Genomic DNA, 20,375 nt, shown 5'->3' with positions numbered 1-20,375 from the left:
CATCCACCGCGCCCTCAAGACGTCCTGCGTCCTTTGCCGCGCCCTTGGCATCGTCACCGGCACCGTCAGCCTCGTCCCCGAAATCCGACAGGGCGTCATTATTCGATTTGAGTTCGCCTTCAAGCCGGTTGAGTTCAGCGCCTGCGTTGTTGAGCTGGATCTGCCAATTCTTCGTCCGGCTATCGTTCTCACCAAAGCTCGTGGCGGAGTTTTCGAGTGCGGCGCGCAGGGTCTCAATCTTCGACTTTTGAGCCTCAATCTCTTTGCCTAAAACCTGGTTACGAGCCGTAAGCGCTGAAGCGGACTTATCGTTCCTATCGAACTGAGAAGCCACCAACTTCATCTCGGATCCCAAAACCCGCATCTCACGATTAATATCCGTGATCGCGCGCTTAAACTCCCGCTCACCCTCAAGTCCAATCTTCAAACCAAAAGACGAATCAGCCATGAGTGTTTACCTTTCTTTCCGGTAACGACAGTTATGGGATAATCAGTGAACGAACACGTAAAAGCGAAAGGGCATATATGGCAAAGAACAATGCGCGAGTGCGTAACTGGTTAATGCTGGTAGCCGTTGGGCTATTATTTGCAGCTATCTGTTTTGCTATTTTCGGGTTCACGCACGTGATTTCACCGGTCACCGCTATCGGAAATGCTGCTGGTTTTCTGATAACTAGCCTGGTTGCAGGTTTTTTCGCGCTGCGTAAATGAGCGATGCGCAAAAGGTAGTGTTCTTGCACGGGTTGGGTGAAACCCGTGATGTTTGGAACCCAGTAATAAAACAGCTGCCACAAACCGAGTGCATATCTCTAGACGTTTTGACAACGAAACCGCCGCTGGCTTCTTGGTTGCTTGAAGACGTATGCGCCCAGATTGCTAACTCGCTGACCGAACCAGTGCACCTGGTCGGGGTATCGTTGGGCGCAGTGATTGCTTTAAATATCGCGCTCACCCATCCGGGCAAGGTGTCCTCACTGTTTGTTTCAGCTCCGCAAGCTAAACCCCCAAAACTGTTGATGAATCTGCAAAAGACACTAATGCGAGTTCTACCAACAAAATGGGTCTGTCCGCCGCAGCTTAGCAAACCTGAGCTGGTGGGCGTGCTCGATAGTTTGAAAGATTTAGACCTTACTTCGCAGCTTCCAGCTTTATCTATGCCCGTAACTGTGGTTTGCGGCAGCAAAGATAAAGCAAACCTGCCTGCAGCCCGCAAAATCGCCGGCCTTATCCCCACAGCTCACCTAGAAGTGATCCAAGGTGCAGGGCACCAGTGGCACGCCGCCCATCCTCAGCTATTCGCCTGTTATCTCACGAAACATTTAGATCGCTAAACCCCAGCAGGAATAATATCGTCGATAAACCAGATGCGTTTCGGCTGGGCTCTGCCGGTTTCGATACGCCAGCAATCCACCAGGTCCAATAGTTCACCGAATATGGTCAGCTCGATTTGCATGCGGGTCAGTCCCAGGTGGGCGAGCCCGATATAGGTCAGGCGGGTAAAGATTGCCTCGTCACTATCTATTAAGTGTCCTTTTTCTTGGTTTGCCCTTTTGGGTCTGGGGTCTCGGTCATGATTGCTCGCCGGGTGCCGCGTTGGAGTGCCTGGGCGATAGCCTCTCGGTAGTCAGCTAAATCTGCAGGCACAGTTAGTAACTCCACTGCTTCTGCGGTCAGCTCTGGGCGCTTATCGTCCGGATGGGTGAGGTTGTGTATTTGTACGGACTGGTTAGCGAGCAGGGCGATGAGCCAGATTACGTCACCGAGTGACTTATCCATATCTTCGCTAGTTTCCAGGGCTTGACCTAAATGTTCTAGCCCTCCGTAACGTTGAGCTATAAGGCGGGTCGCACGGGTAGTGAGGACAAGCTCGTATTCTTGACCTGCGATAGTGATTGTCGCGCTTTTTAAAGAGGTGCTGGCCGGGCTGGTTTGGGTTTTCGCTGTCATGGCTTACCTGCATTTCTAGTTGTTTGTCGGTTTAATGCTGGTTGTAGCGGCAGGCTCATACACCTGCCTGTACCAGCTGGAGATCGTCTCAGCTTTCACGCCGGTGGCTCCTTCGGTGACTTCGGCTTTCCACGGGTGCTTACCGGTAGCGTCTGGTTTGTTACGCCGCAGAATCGTTCCCTCAATACTCGGGGTAGAGAACGTGATCGAATCAGCTTTGGTCGCCAGCGTGGTTCCCGGCAGAGCAAATTTGACGCGGTAAAGCCAAAAATACTGGTACTTCCCGTTAGAGCGTGCAGCTCTAAAACCAATAGCCACGGGTGCGCCACCATCCTCAGAAGTACTGATAAGTACCCCGTTCGCGTCCAGTCTCGCACCAGTTAAGGCAGCTGCAGCCTCAGCCCCGAGATCATCAACCCCAAGAGTGAGCGTTCCAGATTTGAATTCCTTGACAATCTCGGATGCCCCGTCATCGGCATACAAAATTGCCTCAGCCACCTCCACAGACAATTCTGCAGATATTGCTTTAGCCAGCGGTTTAGGAACGGCATAAGTTTCCTCACCGCTAGTGGGATCTTCGCTAATGCTCGCGTAGTAGAGCTTGTCTAAACCAATAGTTGCCATGATGTTTCTCCTTTTGGGTAGTAATTTTCGTTAGATGTCATCGAGAGATAGAATTGGGGCATGAGAGAGAAAACGCGACGCTTGACCTATGCGGTGTTCGGGATTTATCTGCTCTTGTTGTTGTGGATGGTGCTGTTCAAATTCGCCACCAGCGTTGACGACATACTGAGCGTGCGGCATGCGCGCTACTTAAATCTGATCCCATTTACAGATTCTGCGAATCTTTACGGGTCGAACTTCTTTGATGAGATCGTGGTCAACTTCCTTATTTTCATCCCGTTTGGCTTGTACATGAGGATGTTGTTGAAACGGCGCTCATGGTTAATTCAATTGCTCCCACCGTTTTTAGCAAGCGTGGCATTCGAGGTCGTTCAGTACGTTTTCGCTATTGGGGTCAGCGATATCACCGATGTCATAATGAACACTGCTGGAGCCGCTACTGGCTTAGTAGTTTTTGCTCTGCTAGCCAGATTCTGGCCTGAAAAGAGCGAAAAAGTCATTAACGTCATCGGGTTAGTCCTGGAGATCTTGTTCATCGGATTTTTGACTTTCCTGATCATTGCAAACTCTTAAGGACAGGCTCTAAAACTCGAAACATCGATGGAATAGTGGTGAAAACCGGTATCCGCCTCGTATCCGATATAGCGGATTCCTGGGAGAAGCCTGTGTACTGTGAAGGGCGATAGCTAGTTCATTGGTAGTGCAGTATTTGATGTAGTCGTACCAGTTGTTTGGGAAGCTCTGGATATAGTGGATCTTCTTGTATTTATTGGAAAATCGCAGGAAATAGAGGGAGAGGCTGAAAGGCTTTGCTCTTAGCTGGATGCCTTGCGATTTTGGGAAATATTTTATGAGTATTGATGATTTCTCTTGTTCACGGGTTCGTTAGGCGTTTTCGCGAGGCAAGATTGCTATCTCTAAACCGGCGAGTACGACTTCTATGATGATTTCAAAGTATTCCTGACTCATGCGGTCTTCGTTTTTCGGGTTGGCTAGCGGAATTAAGTAGCCCTGGATGATGTCAGCCAGCGTTGTGGAGCAGACAGCTAGGGGCTGAAGTTGGGTAATCATTTGGCCTAGGTCGTGGCGCTGTTCCTGCTTGGTTGGGCTGCGCAAGTTGCGAGCAGTAATGCTCCATAGCATCGTGTTGATGATAATTGAGTATGCGATGTGAATGTACTTGCTAAAACCAGCATCCCGTAGTTTTTCGTAAGCCACCTCCAAGATTGGTATCAACGCGGCGTTCATATGTCCATACATCAGTTTGTCGGTGACTCCGGGGAATTCAAGAAAGACAGGCCTGACATTTTTTGCTAGGGAGATGAACCAATCTTTCCATTCCAGCTGCTCGTCCGGTAGTTCGATGGTGCTAGTGATCTCGCCTATTACAGAAGCGGTAATGGCGTCACGGTTTTGGTAATGGTGGTAGATGACAGAGGGAACTACTCCCAGACGCTGCGCAAGGTCACGAATCGACCATTTTTCTAGACCGCACTCTCGGGTCAGTTCCATTGCGGTGTACATGATCTTTTCCTGCGTCAGCCAGGCGCGTCTACCCGTGTTTACCCGCTTGTCTTTATTCCCCACGAAAACAGCATACCCTCAACCTCGACAATACTAGAACATTGTTCTAGTATTGTCTCAGCTTGATTGGTAGCTCACTTTGGAAAGGATGTTTTAATGTGCGCCACTAATGAACGAAACGAGAAAGTCGAATCAAAAATAGCGGGACTGTTTCCCTTGTTTTTGACGGTGTTACTGGCATATATGGGGCAGATGATTCTTAATCCAATTCTGGCTCCGCTATCGCGCGAAATCGGGCTGAAGGAATGGCACATTGGCGCCACCATTTCGTTAGCTGCCATAATGTTTTCTCTTACCTCCACCAGGTGGGGACGGGTCTCATTGCGATGGGGATCTCGGCGTATCTTGCTTATTGGCATGCTTGCCGGAATCCTGGCTCTAAGCGGATTCGCTATGGTGGTGTGGCTAGGATTTAAGGGTCTGCTCACCGGCATAGCGTTGATCATAGGAGTAGTCATAACTAGGGGAGTGCTGTACGGCGGTGCCATCGCATCAGTTTCCCCAGCCGCGCAAACCTACGTTGTGACTCATACCTACAATGAGACGCAACGGGTAAAGGGTCTGGGAGTCTTGGGTGCTGCACAAGGATTCTCGTCTATTCTTGGAGCCTTATTGGGCGGCAGCCTTGCAGCTATAGGAGGTTTCATGATGCCCTTGCTGGTGATGCCTCTGGTCATGCTTTTAGGCGTTGCCGTTTTGCTGCTAACATTCAAACCCACAGGTAGCGAAGAAAAAGTCGCTCAACCGGCAAAAGTTTCCTATTTTGATTCAAGAGTATTCGTGTTCCTGGCTTGCGGTTTCCTAATGTTTACCGCTTTTTCTACCGTGGCTACACTTTTCGGCTTTTTACTGCAGGATGTTTTGAAGCTAGCGGCCGGCGCAACAGCAGGGCTCACCGCTTTGTGCATGTCAATAATGGGTGTGGTGATGATACTGGCGCAGGCCTTGGTGGCTCCAAGGTTAAACTGGGGTGCTAAAAAACTCTTTAGAAGAGGATTAATAATCGTTCTTCTCGGGTTACTACTCTTGGTTTATCCACTAAATCTTGGACTGTTCATCGTGGCCAGCATCTTGACAGGCTTTGGTCTAGGCCTGGCGATGCCTGGCTACAACACGGCGCCTACTTTGCAAATGAAGCCCGAAGAACAAGGTGGGCTGGCCGGGTTGATTAATGCTAACAATGGTGCTGCCTATGTAGTGGCACCGATAGCCTCTACCGCACTTTACGGACTCTCTCCGTGGCTACCAATGACATGTTGCGCAGTCCTGATAGCTGCGGCAATTTTGCTGAGTTTTTACCATCCCGAGTTCCGCAAATAATCTCTTTATGATTAGAAGCAAAAACCATAAAAATTCCTGCTAAAGCGGTGTTGACTTCAGCAGAACTATGATGTCTAGTCGCTACGAGGTTCAAACAAACTCAAACGTCTCAAAAACCCCATGCAAACACGGGGTCATTCAGCTCAATCGCTTGTAATGGTGTGTATATTCTTCTTGGTAATGACCCTGAAGCTATTGAGAACACTTGGTGCTATATAGGCAAGACAGAAAACTTTGTAGAGCGCCTGCGTGATCATGACAAAAAGAAGCCGCAGTGGGAAAAGGTCGTTATTATTGCTAGCTTGCAGCGGTCTTTTAACGAGGGGCATTGGGGTTATTTAGAAGCCCGTCTGGTTGAAATCGCTAAGAATGCTGAGCGTTGTTCTATGCCTGATAACAGACAAACTCCTCGGGTTAGGAAGCTTTCTGAAGCGCAACGAGCATCAGCCGAGTCGTTCTTAGATAATGTGAAGCTGATTTTGCCGATCCTGGGAGTCAATGTTTTGCGTTCCCTAGAAAATACTGTGCAAGCAGCTACCGCTCAGATAGTTTCTTCGCCTGTTTTCCATCTGCGCAGACAAAAAGATCAGATAGACGCCTCGATGCAGCTGATTGATGGCGAGTTTTTCCTCCTCAAGGGATTAATAGTGGTTGCGAATTGGGAAACCAGTAAAGCCAGAAGTCAGGCAACGGTTAACTCGTATGCGACTATAGCTAGTCGTCACCAAAAGCTAGTTAGTGACGGTTCAATCCGTCTAGAAAATAAGCGGGGCGTGGTTACCCGGGATATTGCTTTTGCTTCTCCTTCTGCAGCAGCGGCCATAGTGTTAGGTACCTCCGCCAATGGTAGAGCGCGCTGGGTCAATGATGAGGGACAAAATTATGGAGTCTGGGAGGAAAGCAACAACTCCTAGAAAGTAGTCGGTGAATAATTCGCGATGTCGATTGAATAGTGGTGGTAGCCGGTATCGTCCTCGTATCCGATATAGCGCCTGCCTGTAATAACCAGGCGAGCGCTAATTAGAGCTTTCGTGATCTGGTCTCTTAGAGCTAAGTAGTTGGTTTTCGTGAACAGGCTGATTCGAGCTTCTTCTATTTCGACGCCTGGGGTGTTGTCGGCGAAGATCTCGAAAGAATCTGTTAACGGGGTGAATACTAGATACGTGTCTGGGGCTGGGGAATCGGTGTAGCAGCTGACTGCATAGGCGAGCCCAAGTTGTTTAGCGATGTGGCTTATGTTTTCTAAAAGCCCGCTCATGGTTTCACCTGCTGGATTCGCGCGGCTAGGGTTTGTTTCATTGCGGTGATTGCGGCTCGCCTGGTTTGTGAACGCGTAGGGGCTAGGAAGGGTCTAGCGGGCTGGTTGGAGCGCCCGTGTTCAAGAACGTTAGCGATTAGTGCGTTAGCTCTACCATCGTCTCGGTTCTCGGCGAAACCAACTTTGACGTTGTAGTCTCCGCGGCTATTGACTTTTACTGGCGCGGTTCCTAACGCTTTGGCGAGCTGACCGGTAGAGCGGGAGGGCTGTTTCGTTGAGCTGCCGATTGCTGCAGAAAGGTTAGAGCGCATACGCGGCTCCACAATATTAGCCCCGGCTTTAAGTACTTGCTCAGCGGAGTTATCAATGAGGCTGCTGGCTGAGTCGAGTGCGTCAATGAAATCGTTGGGAAGCCGGATTTGTACGCGAGCCATCAGGGTGCTCCTTCTGCTTCGGTGCGGTGAGCCAAAATCTCGACATAGCGGCCGAGGTATTCGACCGCATCAATAACGTACCTGCCACGTGCGGAGCTGATTTCCATCGCCTCGGTTATATTTATGCCGGGTATTGCTCGGATCCTAAATAACAGGTCTGCTTTGGTGTAGGCGGCGCGGTTGACCCAAGCCGGTGAAGCGTGCCGCACTTCCATATATGCGCGCACCGAAGCAATAACCTCATCACCAGTAGTGGCGAACCCGGCAGCGTCCTTAACCACTACAGGTTGTATTAGGTCGATGTGCTCGCTCATTTTGCCTAGCGTTGCCACAAGGCGCGTCCTTCTTTAGATTTTCCAGTCCCGATCCAGACGAAGCAGGGTGTTGACTGCGTTCCACACGGCGCGGGCAGCATCGGTTTTGTCTGCCCAAAACCCGGCGGTTGCTCCATCTCTGGATTCGTAGAAATGGGTGGCGAGCATGATAATGCCTTGCCGGGTTGCCTGCGACATGGGCTCCGTTTGGTAGTAGCCCTCGGGCAGATGTTGGTAAGCGGTGGCATAGGAGATGGCAGCCAAAACAAACGAGGCAATCAAAGAATCATCCTCGCTATGGTCGACCAGTAGATTCTGCTTGACTAAAGCCATGAGTTCGTCTGTTTTCATGGCTGCCACCTCCTAACTATTTTTATGGTTTACCCCGCGGTCTTTTGGGTAAGAACCTTGATCGCTTCGGGCAAGACTAGCTTGCCGTCTAGGCGTTGGGAGGCGAGGAACCCGATCTGCCCGGTGGTTGCAAATAGCTCGTTGAGGCGTTTGAAGGAGCGGCCTTGCCGGTCAGCAATCCAATAGAAGCCGAGGTCACCGAACGCTACTGTGCGCGCCCCAGCTTTAAGCTCAGGCACAAACACGGAAGTGTGAACGGGTCGGCCAAGGATCATGTCCGGGGTTCCAGCAGTCAGGGCTGGTTGCCACAGGTACTGCCCGTTACCGTCCTTGAGCTTGCGTACGGTCTTTACTGTTGCATCGTTCATCAGCCACACCGCGCGCGCCCGGTAGGGGGCACGCAAACTATAGTGCAGATCGATGAGTTCATCAGCGCTAATGTCGGTAGGCTTGGCGCTGGTCACGCCAATCTCGGCTCCGCCGGTTGGGTTGAAGATACCGGTGGGTTTACCTTTACCATCGCCAACCAGGAACGCTTCTTCTTCAGCAGCTCCAATACGGCGAGCAAACTCGCTCGCTAAGTATTGTTCAACGTTAAACGCTGCATCGTTGAGCAGTTCTTCGCTGATTTTCAGGAAGGTACCCAGCTTGAACGCCGACAGAGAGATTTGGGTGAAGGCTTCATCGGATTCGCTATATGGTTTGCCTTCATCCAGCCAGGTAGCGGTGCCATGGGTAGACACGACAGGGATCTTTCGGTCCCCGCTAGTGGTCTGAATAACCTTGGCGAGGCTTCGCATGATGTTTTGGTCGGCTAAAGACTGCACTAGGGTGCGTTCGAACTCGTCAGGCACTAGGTATCCGCCCTCAGAATCCACCCCCTCACTTAGCGCATTCCTTACTTCCATGGGGGAGGTGTTAAGCCGCATCGCATCCCAAAACGCCCGCTTGTAGGAAGCTGTAGCACGGGCAGGCTTCGCCTTGCCCACATTCTCGTCTGATCCAGCACCTGGTGTTGCTGTGATGGGTGCCCGAGTCGCCTGCGCGAGGTTGGCTTCTGTGCGTTCGGCCCGCTCGGATCGAGCGATCTCGTTAGAAAGCGCCTCGATCTCAGCCTCCATCTTCGCGTAAGCCGCATCGTCCTCAGCGCTCAGGCAGCCGGTCTCAAAGTTACGGCGCTCATCCAGAAAAGCCTTCGCCTTATTCCAGGTTTCGGCACGGCGAGCATAAAGATCAGTAACAGTAGTCATGATAAAAAGTTCCTCTCTTAAGGGTTTAGTGGGGTTGATCAGTTAGTTGGGCGTATAAATCAACAACCCGCCGACCACAAGAGACAGCGGGCTGCAAAGAACAACGGGTATCAGGAGATGGCAGTGAGCCAGGCGGAGCACTATCTTTTCGCTGGCCAGCTAACTGCGCGACGAGGCGCTGTTCCGCGGCCTTTCTGGAAAACACCACACCACCCTTGTTTTTGGGCGGCAACGGCGGCTTCTTACGGGCAGGGCCTTGCTCGTCATCCCCGCCGGAATCGTCCTCATCCGGCTCGTCTTCACCCGGCTCTTCAGATTCTTCGTCCTCTTTGTCTGGGGTTGGTGCTCGTTTACCAGTCAGCAGCTCGTCGGCGAACCCAAGTTCGATGGCTGCAGTTGCGTCCATCCAGGTCTCGGCATCCATCAACTTCGACAACTTCGCCCTGCTCAACCCAGTCTTGAGCTGGTAAGCATTGATAATCGAGTCCTTGACACTCTCAAGCATGTCGAGGGCACGCGAGAGTTCGGTTTTATCGCCCATCGCCAACGTTGCTGGGTTGTGGATCATCAACATCGACACCGGCGACATCGCCACATGACTTGCTGCCATGGCGATCACGCTCGCTGCGGATGCTGCGATGCCATCAATATTGACTGTCACGGTTCCTGGGTAGTCCAGAAGCATGTTGTAAATCCTGGCTGCCGCCACGACATCGCCACCGGGACTGTTGAGCCAAACAGTGACCGGTCCTGATCCGGCATTTAGTTCAGATGCGAAGATGGCGGGTGTTACGTCATCGTCGAGCCAGGATTCTTCGGCGATAGCCCCGTTGATACGCAAAACCCGAACATCCTCTTGGGTGTCCGGGTTGGTTGTTTCTGGTGGTATCCAGTTCCAAAAACGCTTCACATTCTCCTCCTCAAAATTTGGTTCTTTTCAGGTTGTTCTTCCAGCTGCTCATCGTTAGCTGCGACAGCGTCGGCTTGTTTGGTGGCGGCATAAGCGCCTGCCATATCGAGTGGCAGCATGTTGCCGTTGACCAGGTAGAGATCCCCGCCATCGGCCTCATCGATGCGGTCGAGATTCTCTAGCTCGCGGATGTCGTTGGCGCTCATCCACCCGTTCTGCCTGGCTACCGCGTAGCCCTCCATACGCGACTGGTAATCCCCGCGCAGCAGCCCCTCAACATTGAACTTCACAAACAACTGCTGCTTTTCACGCGGGTTCAAGAGAGTTTTCGTGATTGCTTGTTCCCAGCGGATCACCCACGGATCAAGCGTGTACTTCACAAACTCCAGAGACTGCTGCTCAATATTAGAAAAGGAACTCTTTTCCAGATCGCCGATCATGTGCGGCGGAATACGGAAAATCCGGGCAATCTCGTTGAGCTGAAACTTCCGTGTTTCAAGAAACTGTGCCTGCTCCGGAGACACGCTAATAGGCGTGTACTTCATGCCCTCTTCTAAAACAGCGACCTTATTGCCGTTCTTCGCACCACCAAAGGTAGCCTGCCAAGACTCACGCACCCGAGAAGGATCCTTAATCGTGCCAGGATGCTCCAACACCCCACCAGGAGCAGCACCATTAGCAAAAAACGACGCCCCGTAATCTTCGGTGGCTTGTGCCAGGCCGATAGCATTGCGGGCCATCGCAATCGGTGAATAACCCACTAAACCGTCGAAGCCGAGACCTGGGATATGCAAAACATCGGCTGGGGTCAGCCGGATGGTTTTGTATTCGCCTGCCGGCTCATCCCAGGAGGTCTGGTACTCGTAATACAAAGCCTTAGTGTCCAAGTCTCTGCCTACGCTCATGCGGTTTGGCTGCAACGGATAGAGCCCTATGATTTCACCTAGGCCGTTGCGTACAACCTGGGCGAACGCGTTACCCCACAAAAGCAGATGCGTCATCAAAGTTTCGCGGAAAACAAACGACGTCATCTCGGGGTTCGGCTCATCATGAAGAAGCCGATACAAACCATGATCGGTAGCTTTTTCTTTACCGCCACCTTCCGTATGCCGGTAAACATGCAGTGGCAAACCCGCGATAGCCTCAGCCAGGATACGCACGCATGAATGCACAGCGGTCATCTGCATCGCGCTGCGTTCTGTTACCGGACGACCAGAAGACGTAGGTCCGAACAAGAACGAGTAAGACGAGCCAATCGTATGGTTTTCGGTCTCGCGGGGTCTACCGCGTAGCCAGTTGCGTATCCCCATGGAGCACTCCTTGCATGGATAATTTGTTATGTGAATAAACGTAGATCACCGAAAGAACGCATAAACGAACCAGGCTCAATGCAGTCGGAACGAATCGATGGCTTTGAGAACATAGAAACGGGTACCCCAGTCCTGTACCGGTGGATTTATGACCGAATATTTTGGGATCTCGACCATGCAGAAGTCGAGCTGACAGGAAGTCGCGTCGATTTCGCTAATCTAATTCACGCAGCTGCTCACCTACGTCTCGTTTTGGAGCGCGTAGTTACAGCTTCCTTTGCCGCTAGCAAAAGGCTTTTCGACAAGGCACAGAAAAAGATGGAAAGCGCAAAAGACTTCGGAGAGATGCGAAAACGTTTGAAGGAGCTTAATCCAAACTATTGGCCATGTTCGTTCGGATATGTTACCCATGATGGAACTGTGGGGCAAGGCGTACGACCGGAAGTTGGACTCCAGGAATCCGAAGTCGGACGCAGTTTTGGTCTTGTCAGCGCGATCCTCCATGCACCTAATCCATTCAAAAAGAATGAGACTTCTCCTGAAGAGAACTTCGAAGCACTTAGAGCTTTGTGCCTATTTTTGCGAGAGCTGCTTGAATCCCACATTGTTCAACTTGCAGATTCCTCCGAGTTTCTTCTACTTCGACGTGACGGTAACGGAGAAATTCGAGTTCAAAGTATCAAGACTGACCGACCACTTTTGTAAGTATTAGAGCACAAGTAGTCCCCGCGAGTCGTAAACCGAACCACCACTAAGTGCGTTGCCACACCTGATAGCCCGATCCAAGGCCATGATGGTGGCGACCACCCCGTCGATTTTTTCCGTGGATTTTTGCTTATCTGGCTTGATGTTGCCAGCTGGGTCGGTGCGTACGTGAATGTTATCGACCATCCAGGCCAGCACCGGGTGCCCGCCGTGCGCGAGCTTGCCTTCCAACGCCAGCTTCATCAGTTCCTTGGATGGTGGGGACATGTCTTTGAAGCCTTGCCCAAATGGCACTACCGTGAAACCAGCATCCTCAAGGTTTTGGCTCATTTGGACCGCTCCCCACCGGTCGAAAGCGATTTCTCGGATATTAAACCGGGTGCCAAGATCCTCAATGAACTTCTCGATATACCCGTAGTGCACCACGTTGCCCTCAGTTGTGAGTAGGTGGCCTTGCTGATGCCATAGGTCGTAGGGGACGTGATCCCTAGAAACTCTGAGTTTGAGGTTGTCTTCGGGTATCCAAAACCAGGGTGCAACCGTGTATTTGTCATCGTCATCCGTGGGTGGGAATACGAGAACGAAAGCAGTGATATCGGTGGTAGAGGCAAGATCCAGCCCTCCATAACAGGGTCGTCCCTCGAGGTCGTCTAGATTGACTGGGGTATTGTTTTGATTCCACACGTGCATGGGCATCCATCGCACAGACTGTTTGACCCACTGGTTCAAACGCAACTGTCTGAAGGTGTTTTCTTCAGCCGGATTCTGCCTGGCACTATTACAAGCGTCCCTAACTTTCTGGATTGGCACCGTCACGTCCAAGGATGGGTTGGCTTTATGCCACACGGCTTCATCGGTCCAATCATCATCTTGCGCTGCCCCATATATGACTGGATAGAAAGTGGGGTCGATCTTTTTGCCATCCAGGATGTCTTGGGCTTTTTGGTGTTGTTCGTAGCAGATGCTGTGGGTGTCGGTGCCGGCGGTTGTGATCAGGAAGTACAGTGGCTGGGTGCGAGCATCCCCACTGCCTTTGGTCATCACGTCGAAGAGCGCCCGGTTGGGTTGGGTGTGTAGCTCATCGAATACCACTCCGGAAATATTGAATCCGTGTTTGGAATAAGCCTCGGCCGATAGTACCTGGTAGAAGGAATTGGTGGGGGAGTAGATGATACGTTTTTGGCTTCTAAGGATCTTTACCCGCTTGGCTAGTGGGGGACACATTCTCACCATGTCGGCTGCCACTTCGAACACGATGGATGCTTGTTGCCGATCGGCAGCACACCCATAAACTTCAGCGCGTTCCTCGCCATCGCCGCAACACAGTAAGAGTGCGACGGCGGCGGCAAGTTCACTCTTGCCCTGTTTCTTCGGGATCTCCACGTAAGCCGTAGTGAATTGGCGAAACCCGTCAGGTTTGACCACCCCGAAAAGGTCGCGAATGATTTGTTCTTGCCAATCAATCAACTTAAAAGGTTTTCCTGCCCACCGGCCTTTCGTATGCTTTAAAGCTTCGATAAACGCGACCGCAAAATCAGCTCGGCGCTTGTCATAGCGCGAGCTTTCAGCCATGAACCGGGTCGGGTGATAATCAGCTAGCTCACGCATACGAATCAGTTACCTTCTATTGGTTAAAAAATCAGTTACTACCAGCGATAACAGGCGCCCTCAAGCCTTGTGGGGCTAGGCTTCGGGCAGATTAGCTAACGCCCAGGCGAGCGCGTGACCGTCGTCAGGGAAAATCTGGTCGGCTTGCTTGATCAGTTCGAGGCCGCATTCGATGAAGGACTTACCCTGCCAGGGGTTCTCGGAGGGGGTTTCGGTCAGGTGGTAGATGCAGGCGTCGTTGCCATAAACCCCGCCCTTGTGCCAACTGTAGCTGGTGGCGATCACTAGGTTGCCGTAGCGCACCACCGCACCGTAGCTATCGGTGGCCATTTGCAGGCGTTCCATCGTTGTCGTTTCCATCGCTGTATTTCCTTTCTTCGCGTACCGTTTTGGTATGTATATACAGCCATAGACTTCGCTACTTATCCAGTCATTTTGCCACCTATTTTGCCTAATAAATAGTGGTTTACATCTCTTGGTTAGTGTTTATTAGTGGCGGGGTTTTCCACGCAGAATCACCGCTTAATGGTGCAAGTAAAATCTTGCGTACTTCCTTATGTTCTTTACCAGAAAGTCCGATGCGGTAAAGCAGGGAGCGCAGTTCATACTTCTCATTACTTACCTGTCTTGTACTGCGGGTTACGGTGCGGCGGATCCGTTTAGCGTACGCGATCAGCTTCGTTAAGAACTCGGTGTAGGCAGTGATCTTCTCAAACTCGGGCAGCTCATCCCACCACGGGAAACTCAGCCCCTCACTACTGGTGGTGATGTCGAGCCGGCTCGCGCCGAGCGCTTTAGCGATCAAGTCTTTCTTGGCTGCAATAAGTCCATGCAGCCTTGCCAGCTCAGTCTCATCAAGCGTGGCGGGCAGGGTGACTACGAGCCCGTAGTTTTCAGCCTTTTTGGTGTTCACCATTGCTCATCCTCCTCACCATCAAACTCGATGCTTTGAACGTCCAGCCATGTGCGGATGAGGCGCATGAAGTCGTGTGGGAAGTTGGAGACAATCATTTCTACGTGCTTGTAGCCGTGGTCTTCGGCTGCATCCCACACCGCACCAATATCGGTCAGGTCGACTCCGAGGTTTTCGATTTCTTCTAGATCGGCGTATAGCTGTCCCATCATCACCAAACCCTCTCTTTCTTGCTGGTTGTTTGGTCATGTACATACAGCCATAGGAACGCGTACTTATCCAGTCATTTTCGCCTTAAAATCAAGGAGTTTTAGTGGTCTCGGCGACTATCTGGGAAAGCACGAGTTTGGCGCACGGCAAAGCTATCCCGTTTCCCCACAGCTTGTAGAGTGCCCGGTCGGACGCTGGATTGGTGAGCCAAGAGCGTACTTGGTTGCGGGTTTTAGGTTTTTTCAATCCTTGCACCTTGGCCCAGCTGGCCCAGATCTGCCACCAGTAATCCAACTGTGAATCTGTAGGATCGCTGATTGCTAAATCCTGTGTCCAATCATCAGGGAATCCTTGTAGGCGGGCGCATTCGGTTGGGGTTAAGCGTCTCACGCGGTATTCGGGCATGCCAGGGTCAGTGACCAGGGGCGGCTCAGTTGAGTCCGAAGCCAACAGAGCACCAGCAATATTGACGTTGCCTCGGCAGAAGAAGTCTGCCTTCGAGGCACTCACAACGTCGGGTTCGACGATGGCGATGCCGCCTTGGTTACAGGTCGGAGTTATCCCAGACGTATCGAGCGTCTTGGATACCTCAGTTGAATAACCGTACCTGCCCACTGCCGCGCCGCGTCCCTCATGTAACGCATTGAAACCGTAGGCGGTAGCGATGATGGGAGTATTGCCTCCGCCATTGCCGTAACGAGCGGTCACGGTTGGTGCTATCTGGCATGGTCCGCCCACTCTGGCATCATGAGGATGGTGGTCAAATAGTAGCGGCTCAATAATACTCTGGTCGTTACTGCATCCGAGCGTGCCGGAAAGATTTGTTTGCACGAGCGGGCCTTTACCACCACCAGGTTTACCTGCCCGCATCCGCAAGGCGAACACATCTAAAGATTTGCTTGCCTCGTGAGTGCCTGCTCGAGGATTGGTGGGAGGGTTTTGCTTTTCACTGCAGCCCGGCGCAAGATCCCCGTGCAGGCGCGTGGGCTCAAAGAGTATGTGTCCGGCACGCCCGCTTGCAAAATCGCAGATAAGGTAGATTCTTTTGCGTCGTTGGGGTACTCCGAAAAATTGCGCGTCCAATACTCGCCACGCAATACTCCATTTGTCTGCCACGATCGCTCCGGCTTTTTGCCATTTTTGTACTCGAGGTAGGTCAGCCGCTGCCGTTTCGTCGACAACCGAGATGAGGTTTTGCAGGACGCTGTGGAAGTCTGCCCCTTTATTGCTTGAGAAGGCTCCGGGCACGTTTTCCCAAACAGCGAATCTTGGATATAGACCATGACTTGCCTTTCTCATTTCCTTGATGACTCTGACAGCTTGGTGGAATAGACCCGAGCGTTCGCCAGCTAAACCTGCCCTTTTACCTGCTACCGACAGGTCTTGGCAAGGAGAGCCAAACGTGACCACATCCACCGGCTCTAGCTGACTGCCGTCAATGTTGCAGATGTTGCCTAGGTGTTGCATTTGCGGAAGGCGCGTGGTGGTGACCAGGATCGGGAAAGGCTCAATCTCGCTTGCCCACACAGGTTCGATACCAACCTTTGTTGCCGCGAGTGGGAAACCACCCGAGCCATCAAAAAGCGAGCCAAGCCTTAAAGTTTGTCTCACGAGTTAGCCTTTCTGCTTGGGACGGTCGACCTCTTTCACCAGATCCAGGTAGGCATACTGCTTGCCACCACGCTCACACGTGATCCCTGCCGCGTCTCCGGTTGCTTCGGCATAGCGGCGCAGAATCACGGAAGCGTATTTCTCATCCAGCTCCATGCAATAGCAAGTGCGGTCTGTGGCTTCTGCAGCCATTAGCGTGGAACCAGAGCCAGCAAACGTATCGAGCACGATCGCGTTGGTTTGCGTGGAGTTACGAATCGGATAGGCCAGCAAATCCAGCGGCTTCGAGGTCGGATGGTCACTGTTTTTGCGGGGCTTGGCGAAATTCCACACCGTGGTTTGTTTGCGGTCGGCATACCAAGCGTGAGAGCCGTCTTTCTTCCACCCATACAGCACCGGTTCGTGCTGCCACTGATATGGGGAACGACCAAGCACTAGGGAGTCTTTAACCCAAATACAACAGCCCGACAGGTAGAAGCCAGCATCAAGAAACGCTTTACGGAAGTTGAGGCCTTCGGTGTCGGCATGGAAAACATAGGCTGACCCGCCCTTAGCAAGGGATGCCGCCATGTTGGTGAATGCAGCCAGCAGGAACTGGTAGAAGGTGCCTGCGTCTTGTTTGTCGCCTGCGATTTTCAGGCCGCTGTTCGATTTGAAGTCCACGTTGTAAGGCGGGTCTGTGACCACCAGATTAGCCTGTTTGCCATCCATCAAGGTTTCGACGTCGCTTGGGTTCGTGGCATCCGCGCACATTAGGCGATGCCTACCAACCCTCCAGATATCGCCTTTTTCAACAAAGGCTGCCGCTTCTAGGGCGGCGTTCAGGTCGAAGTTATCGTCCTCGATACTGTCGCTATCAAGAGAACCTATCAACTGTTGTATTTCGGCTTCGTCGAAACCAGTGAGTTCAACCTCGAAATCGGAAGCATCCAGGTCGGCTATGAGCAGGGCGAGTTTGGAATCATCCCAATCGCCACTGATCTTGTTTAGAGCAACATTGAGCGCTTTTTCGCGTGTTTCGTCGACTTCGACGACCACGCAATCCACCGTTTTATAACCCAGATCAGCTAGTACTTTCAGACGCTGATGCCCACCCACAACATTTCCGGTGGTTTTGTTCCAGATGACTGGCTCCACATACCCAAACTCACTTAGCGAGCGTTTTAGTTTGTCGTAGTCCGTGTCCCCAGGTTGTAGGTCTTTGCGGGGGTTGTAGTCAGCTGGGGTGAGATCAGTTAGCGCTATTTGCTTGATGCGCATGGTTTTTCACCGCCTTGACAAGCTCGCGGCTAGTAGTCCAGGTGTCTTCCCACTTGCGTGTGTAATCCCCGAAATGCCCATACGTCGAATAGCGCACATAGCCGGGTGCTCGCAGCCCAAACTGGTCGATGATTGCTGCTGGCCGAAGATTGAACACATCTTGAGCTGCAGCCGTGAGGATCTGGTCGGTGTATTGGCCGGTGCCGAGCGTGTCCACACTGAAAGCAACCGGGTCGGCTTTGCCAATCGCGTAACTAATCGCCACCTGGCACCGGGATGCAAGATCCGCATCCACTATCGTTTTCGCGATCAGGCGCGCCATATATGCACCCGACCGGTCAACCTTAGAAGCATCTTTACCACAGAAAGCTCCACCACCATGTCCGGCCAGCCCGCCATAGGTATCAACCATAAGTTTTCGGCCAGTGAGTCCGGTGTCAGCTTTAGGGCCGCCCTCCACGAACCGCCCGGACGGGTTGATCAACACAACAGTGTCCGCATCTACCGGTAGATATGGCTGACATGCTGGGCCAACAATCAGCGAAGTTATTTCACGGCGCAACACCTCGAAATCCTTGAATTTATCGTGCTGGACGGAAACCACAACGGTTTCGATAGATAGCGGTTTGCCTACCTCGTCGTAGCGCACCGAAACTTGTGCTTTACCATCCGAGAAGATCCCAGTGATGGTTCTTTGCTTGCGTGCCTGATCTAGCCGCTTACAAATCTCGTGGGCTAAAACAAGAGGCAACGGTAAACGCTGTGGTGTATCAGTGCAGGCATAACCGTAGACCGTGCCTTGATCACCAGCACCCTGAAGACAATAAGCAGACTCATCGCCATGGCGAGCCTCTAAAGATGTGCTCACCCCGTCGTTAATATCGTTAGATTGACGCCTCACCCACACGTACACCAAAAATCTCCACGGCTTATAGCCAGCTGCAATAAGTGCAGTTCGTACGCAATCACGCAAGTCAACACGAGCATTAGCGTTGATTTCACCAGTGACAATAATCCGTCGCCCAGTAGCCATGACCTCTACCGCGACACGGGCGTTGCGATCGGCGTAGAGAATTTCGTCCAGAATCTGATCAGCAATTAAATCGCACAGTTTATCGGGGTGACCGATACACACTGCTTCAGCGCTGCGAACCATAGTCATAGGAATGCCCTTTCAGTAGAAAAATAAAAAGAAACAAAAAACTCCCCACCATGACAAACCAAGAGTGGGGAGCGAATATAGACAAGCGAACCCGAATCGTGTGTGATACTGGAATACGTGAAAGACGAAACGAGTAAACCTAATCCGCAGGAGCAGGAGCCTTCTGGTGGCGATGGTAAAGCCGTGGCCTATGGAATGATTGCCGGGATGATGACCGGCATTATCTTTAGCTTCATTATGGACGATATCGCCTTGGGGGTAGCTATCGGCACAGGAGTTGGAATCGCGCTAGGGGCAGCTTTCAGCGCGACAAAAGGCTCCAAGTAACCCCGGTAAACAACTAGGACGCATCTACAAGCGTGCTTTCAACAACTGCTCCATAACCTCATCACCCGGAGCCGCCCCCGAATAGTCACTAGTGCAGTTAGCCCGCACAATCTCAAAAATCTCATACCAATACACATTTGCCTGCTTACCAAAAGACTGGCTCATCGCAACGAACGGGGAAGCGATAGCAGCCCCCGTGGTCGGGTGCTTGCCGAGCAAACCAAACTTGGAAATCGCCTGCTCACACTGCACATAACGCGCGAACGCCTGCGCATAGGCCTCAATCAGACGCTTAGAAACAAACCTCGTGCAGCCACGCTCATCAAGCCAGCGCCACGTCTCCCGATACACCAAATCAGCACCTAAAGGTTTGCCATCGCGTTGAACCTCCGACAGATACTCAGACGGCTCCGGCATCACCTCACCAGCAAGCACCGCGCCCGCGCCAACATCTGCACCCTCAAAATCGAAAGGGCTCGCTAGCGGATCTTCCAGGCGAGTAGCAGGCAGACCCTTGGCGAGTTTCTCGTTGAGTGGGTCGGGTTTCGCGCCTGCTCTGACGCGGCGGCCGCCGCGGTTGGTGCCGTCTTTCGCCATGAAATCTTGCCTCCTTCCAGGCGGTTAGCCCGGTGATGGAGGGCTTGCGGGTTAATACCGTGTTTGATTCGGTCTTTTTGTGTACGGTTGGCCCCGCCCGCTGACCCGTGAACGAGTCGTAGAGATTCGACGGCCCTACCCCTCGTCAGGCTTTCGACGGTGGCTCGTGTTCGGCAAACGCCAGGCGGGTAGGCATCTTTGAGGTTCCAGATGATCGTTGCGCCAACGGGCAACGTGTGGGCTCGTCAGTAGGTGTAGACCCGAGGTTGTTGCCTCCACCTGTCGTCATCCAAGGCTGTCCGCCTGGAGTGGCAGGGCTTGCACAGGCTTCGGAGGTTGTTGAAGTTGTGGGTGCCGCCGTGTTCAAGCGGGAGAACGTGGTGGACTTCTTGCACCGGCGTGTATCGCCCAGCCTCTAGGCAGTCTTCGCAGAGCGGGTGGGCGGCGACGTAGGTGGCGCGGATCTTGCGCCACCGTGAGCCGTAGCGGCGGTTGATCTTCGGATCCCGTTGATACTTCCGATACCGGGCGTCTTCTGCCTTCGCGTGGGCGTCGCAGTAGCGTTCGTGGGTGAGCTCGGGGCAGCCAGGGTGGGAGCACGGGGAGGCGGGTTTGACTGGCATCGCTGGCTCCTTCCCCCTGGATGTGGTGAAGCCCCAAGTTCCCGTGTGGGTTCTTGG

At 52.4% G+C, this 20,375-nt stretch carries 26 protein-coding genes and 1 pseudogene; 7 read left to right on the top strand and 20 right to left on the bottom strand.

The features are described 5' to 3' along the window. Positions 1-448 (bottom strand): annotated as a pseudogene (locus HMPREF2975_RS06110) (phage tail protein); the annotation flags it as partial. A gap of 77 nt (positions 449-525) precedes the next feature. On the opposite strand from HMPREF2975_RS06110, the gene HMPREF2975_RS06105 reads away from it, so the two are divergent. Further along, entirely contained in the window at positions 526-711 is a 186-nt protein-coding gene (locus HMPREF2975_RS06105; protein WP_048707943.1) for a hypothetical protein, read from the top strand. Next, complete coding sequence (locus HMPREF2975_RS06100) at positions 708-1,331, top strand: alpha/beta fold hydrolase (protein ID WP_048707946.1); 624 nt, start codon at positions 708-710, stop codon at positions 1,329-1,331. Before HMPREF2975_RS06105 ends, HMPREF2975_RS06100 begins: the two co-directional genes overlap by 4 nt. Positions 1,332-1,521: 190 nt before the next feature. Here HMPREF2975_RS06100 and HMPREF2975_RS06095 read toward each other — a convergent pair whose 3' ends face one another. Further along, positions 1,522-1,947 carry a polysaccharide deacetylase family protein gene (locus HMPREF2975_RS06095; protein ID WP_048707950.1) on the bottom strand — a complete coding sequence of 142 codons (426 nt, stop codon included), beginning with the start codon at positions 1,945-1,947 and terminating at the stop codon, positions 1,522-1,524. 15 nt (positions 1,948-1,962) lie between these two features. Then, on the bottom strand, positions 1,963-2,571 hold the full coding sequence (locus tag HMPREF2975_RS06090; RefSeq protein ID WP_048707955.1) for a major tail protein: 609 nt from the start codon (positions 2,569-2,571) through the stop codon (positions 1,963-1,965). Positions 2,572-2,631: 60 nt separating this feature from the next. On the opposite strand from HMPREF2975_RS06090, the gene HMPREF2975_RS06085 reads away from it, so the two are divergent. Further along, positions 2,632-3,144 carry a VanZ family protein gene (locus HMPREF2975_RS06085; RefSeq protein WP_048707958.1) on the top strand — a complete coding sequence of 171 codons (513 nt, stop codon included), beginning with the start codon at positions 2,632-2,634 and terminating at the stop codon, positions 3,142-3,144. 312 nt (positions 3,145-3,456) lie between these two features. On the opposite strand, the gene HMPREF2975_RS06080 is transcribed toward HMPREF2975_RS06085, so the two are convergent. Then, positions 3,457-4,158 carry a TetR/AcrR family transcriptional regulator gene (locus HMPREF2975_RS06080; protein WP_048707960.1) on the bottom strand — a complete coding sequence of 234 codons (702 nt, stop codon included), beginning with the start codon at positions 4,156-4,158 and terminating at the stop codon, positions 3,457-3,459. Between the two features lie 93 nt (positions 4,159-4,251). Between HMPREF2975_RS06080 and HMPREF2975_RS06075 the strand changes: the two genes are divergently transcribed. Next, positions 4,252-5,475 carry an MFS transporter gene (locus tag HMPREF2975_RS06075; protein ID WP_048707963.1) on the top strand — a complete coding sequence of 408 codons (1,224 nt, stop codon included), beginning with the start codon at positions 4,252-4,254 and terminating at the stop codon, positions 5,473-5,475. A 161-nt stretch (positions 5,476-5,636) separates the two neighbouring features. After that, the gene (locus tag HMPREF2975_RS06070; RefSeq protein WP_053086214.1) at positions 5,637-6,389 is read left to right on the top strand and encodes a GIY-YIG nuclease family protein; all 753 of its coding nucleotides are present in this window, start codon (positions 5,637-5,639) and stop codon (positions 6,387-6,389) included. Here the strand turns inward: HMPREF2975_RS06070 and HMPREF2975_RS06065 are convergent. The 7 genes from HMPREF2975_RS06065 to HMPREF2975_RS06035 are packed head-to-tail and all read right to left on the bottom strand — an operon-like array spanning position 6,386 to position 11,302. Beyond that, complete coding sequence (locus HMPREF2975_RS06065) at positions 6,386-6,733, bottom strand: hypothetical protein (protein ID WP_048707966.1); 348 nt, start codon at positions 6,731-6,733, stop codon at positions 6,386-6,388. The two genes, HMPREF2975_RS06070 and HMPREF2975_RS06065, sit on opposite strands and share 4 nt — an antisense overlap. Further along, entirely contained in the window at positions 6,730-7,167 is a 438-nt protein-coding gene (locus HMPREF2975_RS06060; protein WP_048707968.1) for an HK97-gp10 family putative phage morphogenesis protein, read from the bottom strand. Before HMPREF2975_RS06060 ends, HMPREF2975_RS06065 begins: the two co-directional genes overlap by 4 nt. Next, positions 7,167-7,499, bottom strand: a complete 333-nt coding sequence (locus HMPREF2975_RS06055) for a phage head completion protein (protein ID WP_048707969.1) — start codon at positions 7,497-7,499, stop codon at positions 7,167-7,169. Before HMPREF2975_RS06055 ends, HMPREF2975_RS06060 begins: the two co-directional genes overlap by 1 nt. A gap of 15 nt (positions 7,500-7,514) precedes the next feature. Further along, entirely contained in the window at positions 7,515-7,832 is a 318-nt protein-coding gene (locus tag HMPREF2975_RS06050) for a head-tail connector protein (RefSeq protein WP_048707971.1), read from the bottom strand. Positions 7,833-7,861: 29 nt separating this feature from the next. Beyond that, positions 7,862-9,082: a phage major capsid protein gene (locus HMPREF2975_RS06045; protein ID WP_048707976.1), complete on the bottom strand. Its 1,221-nt coding sequence runs from the start codon at positions 9,080-9,082 to the stop codon at positions 7,862-7,864. A gap of 25 nt (positions 9,083-9,107) precedes the next feature. After that, positions 9,108-9,992: a head maturation protease, ClpP-related gene (locus tag HMPREF2975_RS06040; RefSeq protein ID WP_048707979.1), complete on the bottom strand. Its 885-nt coding sequence runs from the start codon at positions 9,990-9,992 to the stop codon at positions 9,108-9,110. Next, a complete protein-coding gene (locus tag HMPREF2975_RS06035; protein WP_048707984.1) occupies positions 9,989-11,302 on the bottom strand; it encodes a phage portal protein in 1,314 nt (437 codons plus the stop codon). The genes HMPREF2975_RS06040 and HMPREF2975_RS06035 overlap by 4 nt, the downstream gene beginning before the upstream one ends. A 78-nt stretch (positions 11,303-11,380) precedes the next feature. On the opposite strand from HMPREF2975_RS06035, the gene HMPREF2975_RS12285 reads away from it, so the two are divergent. After that, the gene (locus HMPREF2975_RS12285; RefSeq protein WP_048707989.1) at positions 11,381-12,007 is read left to right on the top strand and encodes a hypothetical protein; all 627 of its coding nucleotides are present in this window, start codon (positions 11,381-11,383) and stop codon (positions 12,005-12,007) included. Positions 12,008-12,010: 3 nt separating this feature from the next. Here HMPREF2975_RS12285 and HMPREF2975_RS06020 read toward each other — a convergent pair whose 3' ends face one another. The 7 genes from HMPREF2975_RS06020 to metK all read right to left on the bottom strand — a co-directional run bounded on the left by HMPREF2975_RS06020 (position 12,011) and on the right by metK (position 18,771). Beyond that, positions 12,011-13,615: a terminase large subunit gene (locus tag HMPREF2975_RS06020; RefSeq protein WP_048707993.1), complete on the bottom strand. Its 1,605-nt coding sequence runs from the start codon at positions 13,613-13,615 to the stop codon at positions 12,011-12,013. Positions 13,616-13,690: 75 nt separating this feature from the next. Continuing rightward, positions 13,691-13,975, bottom strand: coding sequence for an Nmad4 family putative nucleotide modification protein (locus tag HMPREF2975_RS06015; RefSeq protein WP_048707996.1), 285 nt, complete (start codon positions 13,973-13,975; stop codon positions 13,691-13,693). A gap of 106 nt (positions 13,976-14,081) precedes the next feature. Beyond that, on the bottom strand, positions 14,082-14,531 hold the full coding sequence (locus HMPREF2975_RS06010; RefSeq protein ID WP_048707999.1) for a hypothetical protein: 450 nt from the start codon (positions 14,529-14,531) through the stop codon (positions 14,082-14,084). Beyond that, the gene (locus tag HMPREF2975_RS06005; protein ID WP_048708001.1) at positions 14,525-14,740 is read right to left on the bottom strand and encodes a hypothetical protein; all 216 of its coding nucleotides are present in this window, start codon (positions 14,738-14,740) and stop codon (positions 14,525-14,527) included. The genes HMPREF2975_RS06010 and HMPREF2975_RS06005 overlap by 7 nt, the downstream gene beginning before the upstream one ends. Positions 14,741-14,828: 88 nt before the next feature. Beyond that, entirely contained in the window at positions 14,829-16,349 is a 1,521-nt protein-coding gene (gene dcm / locus HMPREF2975_RS06000) for a DNA cytosine methyltransferase (protein WP_048708004.1), read from the bottom strand. Between the two features lie 3 nt (positions 16,350-16,352). Next, positions 16,353-17,609: a site-specific DNA-methyltransferase gene (locus tag HMPREF2975_RS05995; protein ID WP_048708005.1), complete on the bottom strand. Its 1,257-nt coding sequence runs from the start codon at positions 17,607-17,609 to the stop codon at positions 16,353-16,355. Continuing rightward, positions 17,581-18,771, bottom strand: coding sequence for a methionine adenosyltransferase (gene metK / locus HMPREF2975_RS05990; RefSeq protein ID WP_048708007.1), 1,191 nt, complete (start codon positions 18,769-18,771; stop codon positions 17,581-17,583). The genes HMPREF2975_RS05995 and metK overlap by 29 nt, the downstream gene beginning before the upstream one ends. A gap of 117 nt (positions 18,772-18,888) precedes the next feature. Here metK and HMPREF2975_RS05985 point away from each other — a divergent pair, with 117 nt between their 5' ends. After that, a complete protein-coding gene (locus tag HMPREF2975_RS05985; protein WP_227469290.1) occupies positions 18,889-19,098 on the top strand; it encodes a hypothetical protein in 210 nt (69 codons plus the stop codon). 24 nt (positions 19,099-19,122) lie between these two features. Here the strand turns inward: HMPREF2975_RS05985 and HMPREF2975_RS05980 are convergent, their stop codons facing one another. Both HMPREF2975_RS05980 and HMPREF2975_RS05975 read right to left on the bottom strand, forming a co-directional pair. Further along, positions 19,123-19,695 (bottom strand): P27 family phage terminase small subunit, encoded by a 573-nt coding sequence (locus tag HMPREF2975_RS05980; RefSeq protein WP_048708014.1) that lies wholly within the window; start codon positions 19,693-19,695, stop codon positions 19,123-19,125. A 245-nt stretch (positions 19,696-19,940) separates the two neighbouring features. Then, positions 19,941-20,318 (bottom strand): HNH endonuclease, encoded by a 378-nt coding sequence (locus HMPREF2975_RS05975; protein WP_048708017.1) that lies wholly within the window; start codon positions 20,316-20,318, stop codon positions 19,941-19,943. Positions 20,319-20,375: the final 57 nt, after the last annotated feature.

The sequence above is a fragment of the Actinomyces sp. HMSC065F12 genome (genome assembly GCF_001814535.1).
Classification (GTDB): domain Bacteria; phylum Actinomycetota; class Actinomycetes; order Actinomycetales; family Actinomycetaceae; genus Pauljensenia; species Pauljensenia radingae_A.
This window is presented reverse-complemented; position numbering and strand designations above follow the sequence as displayed.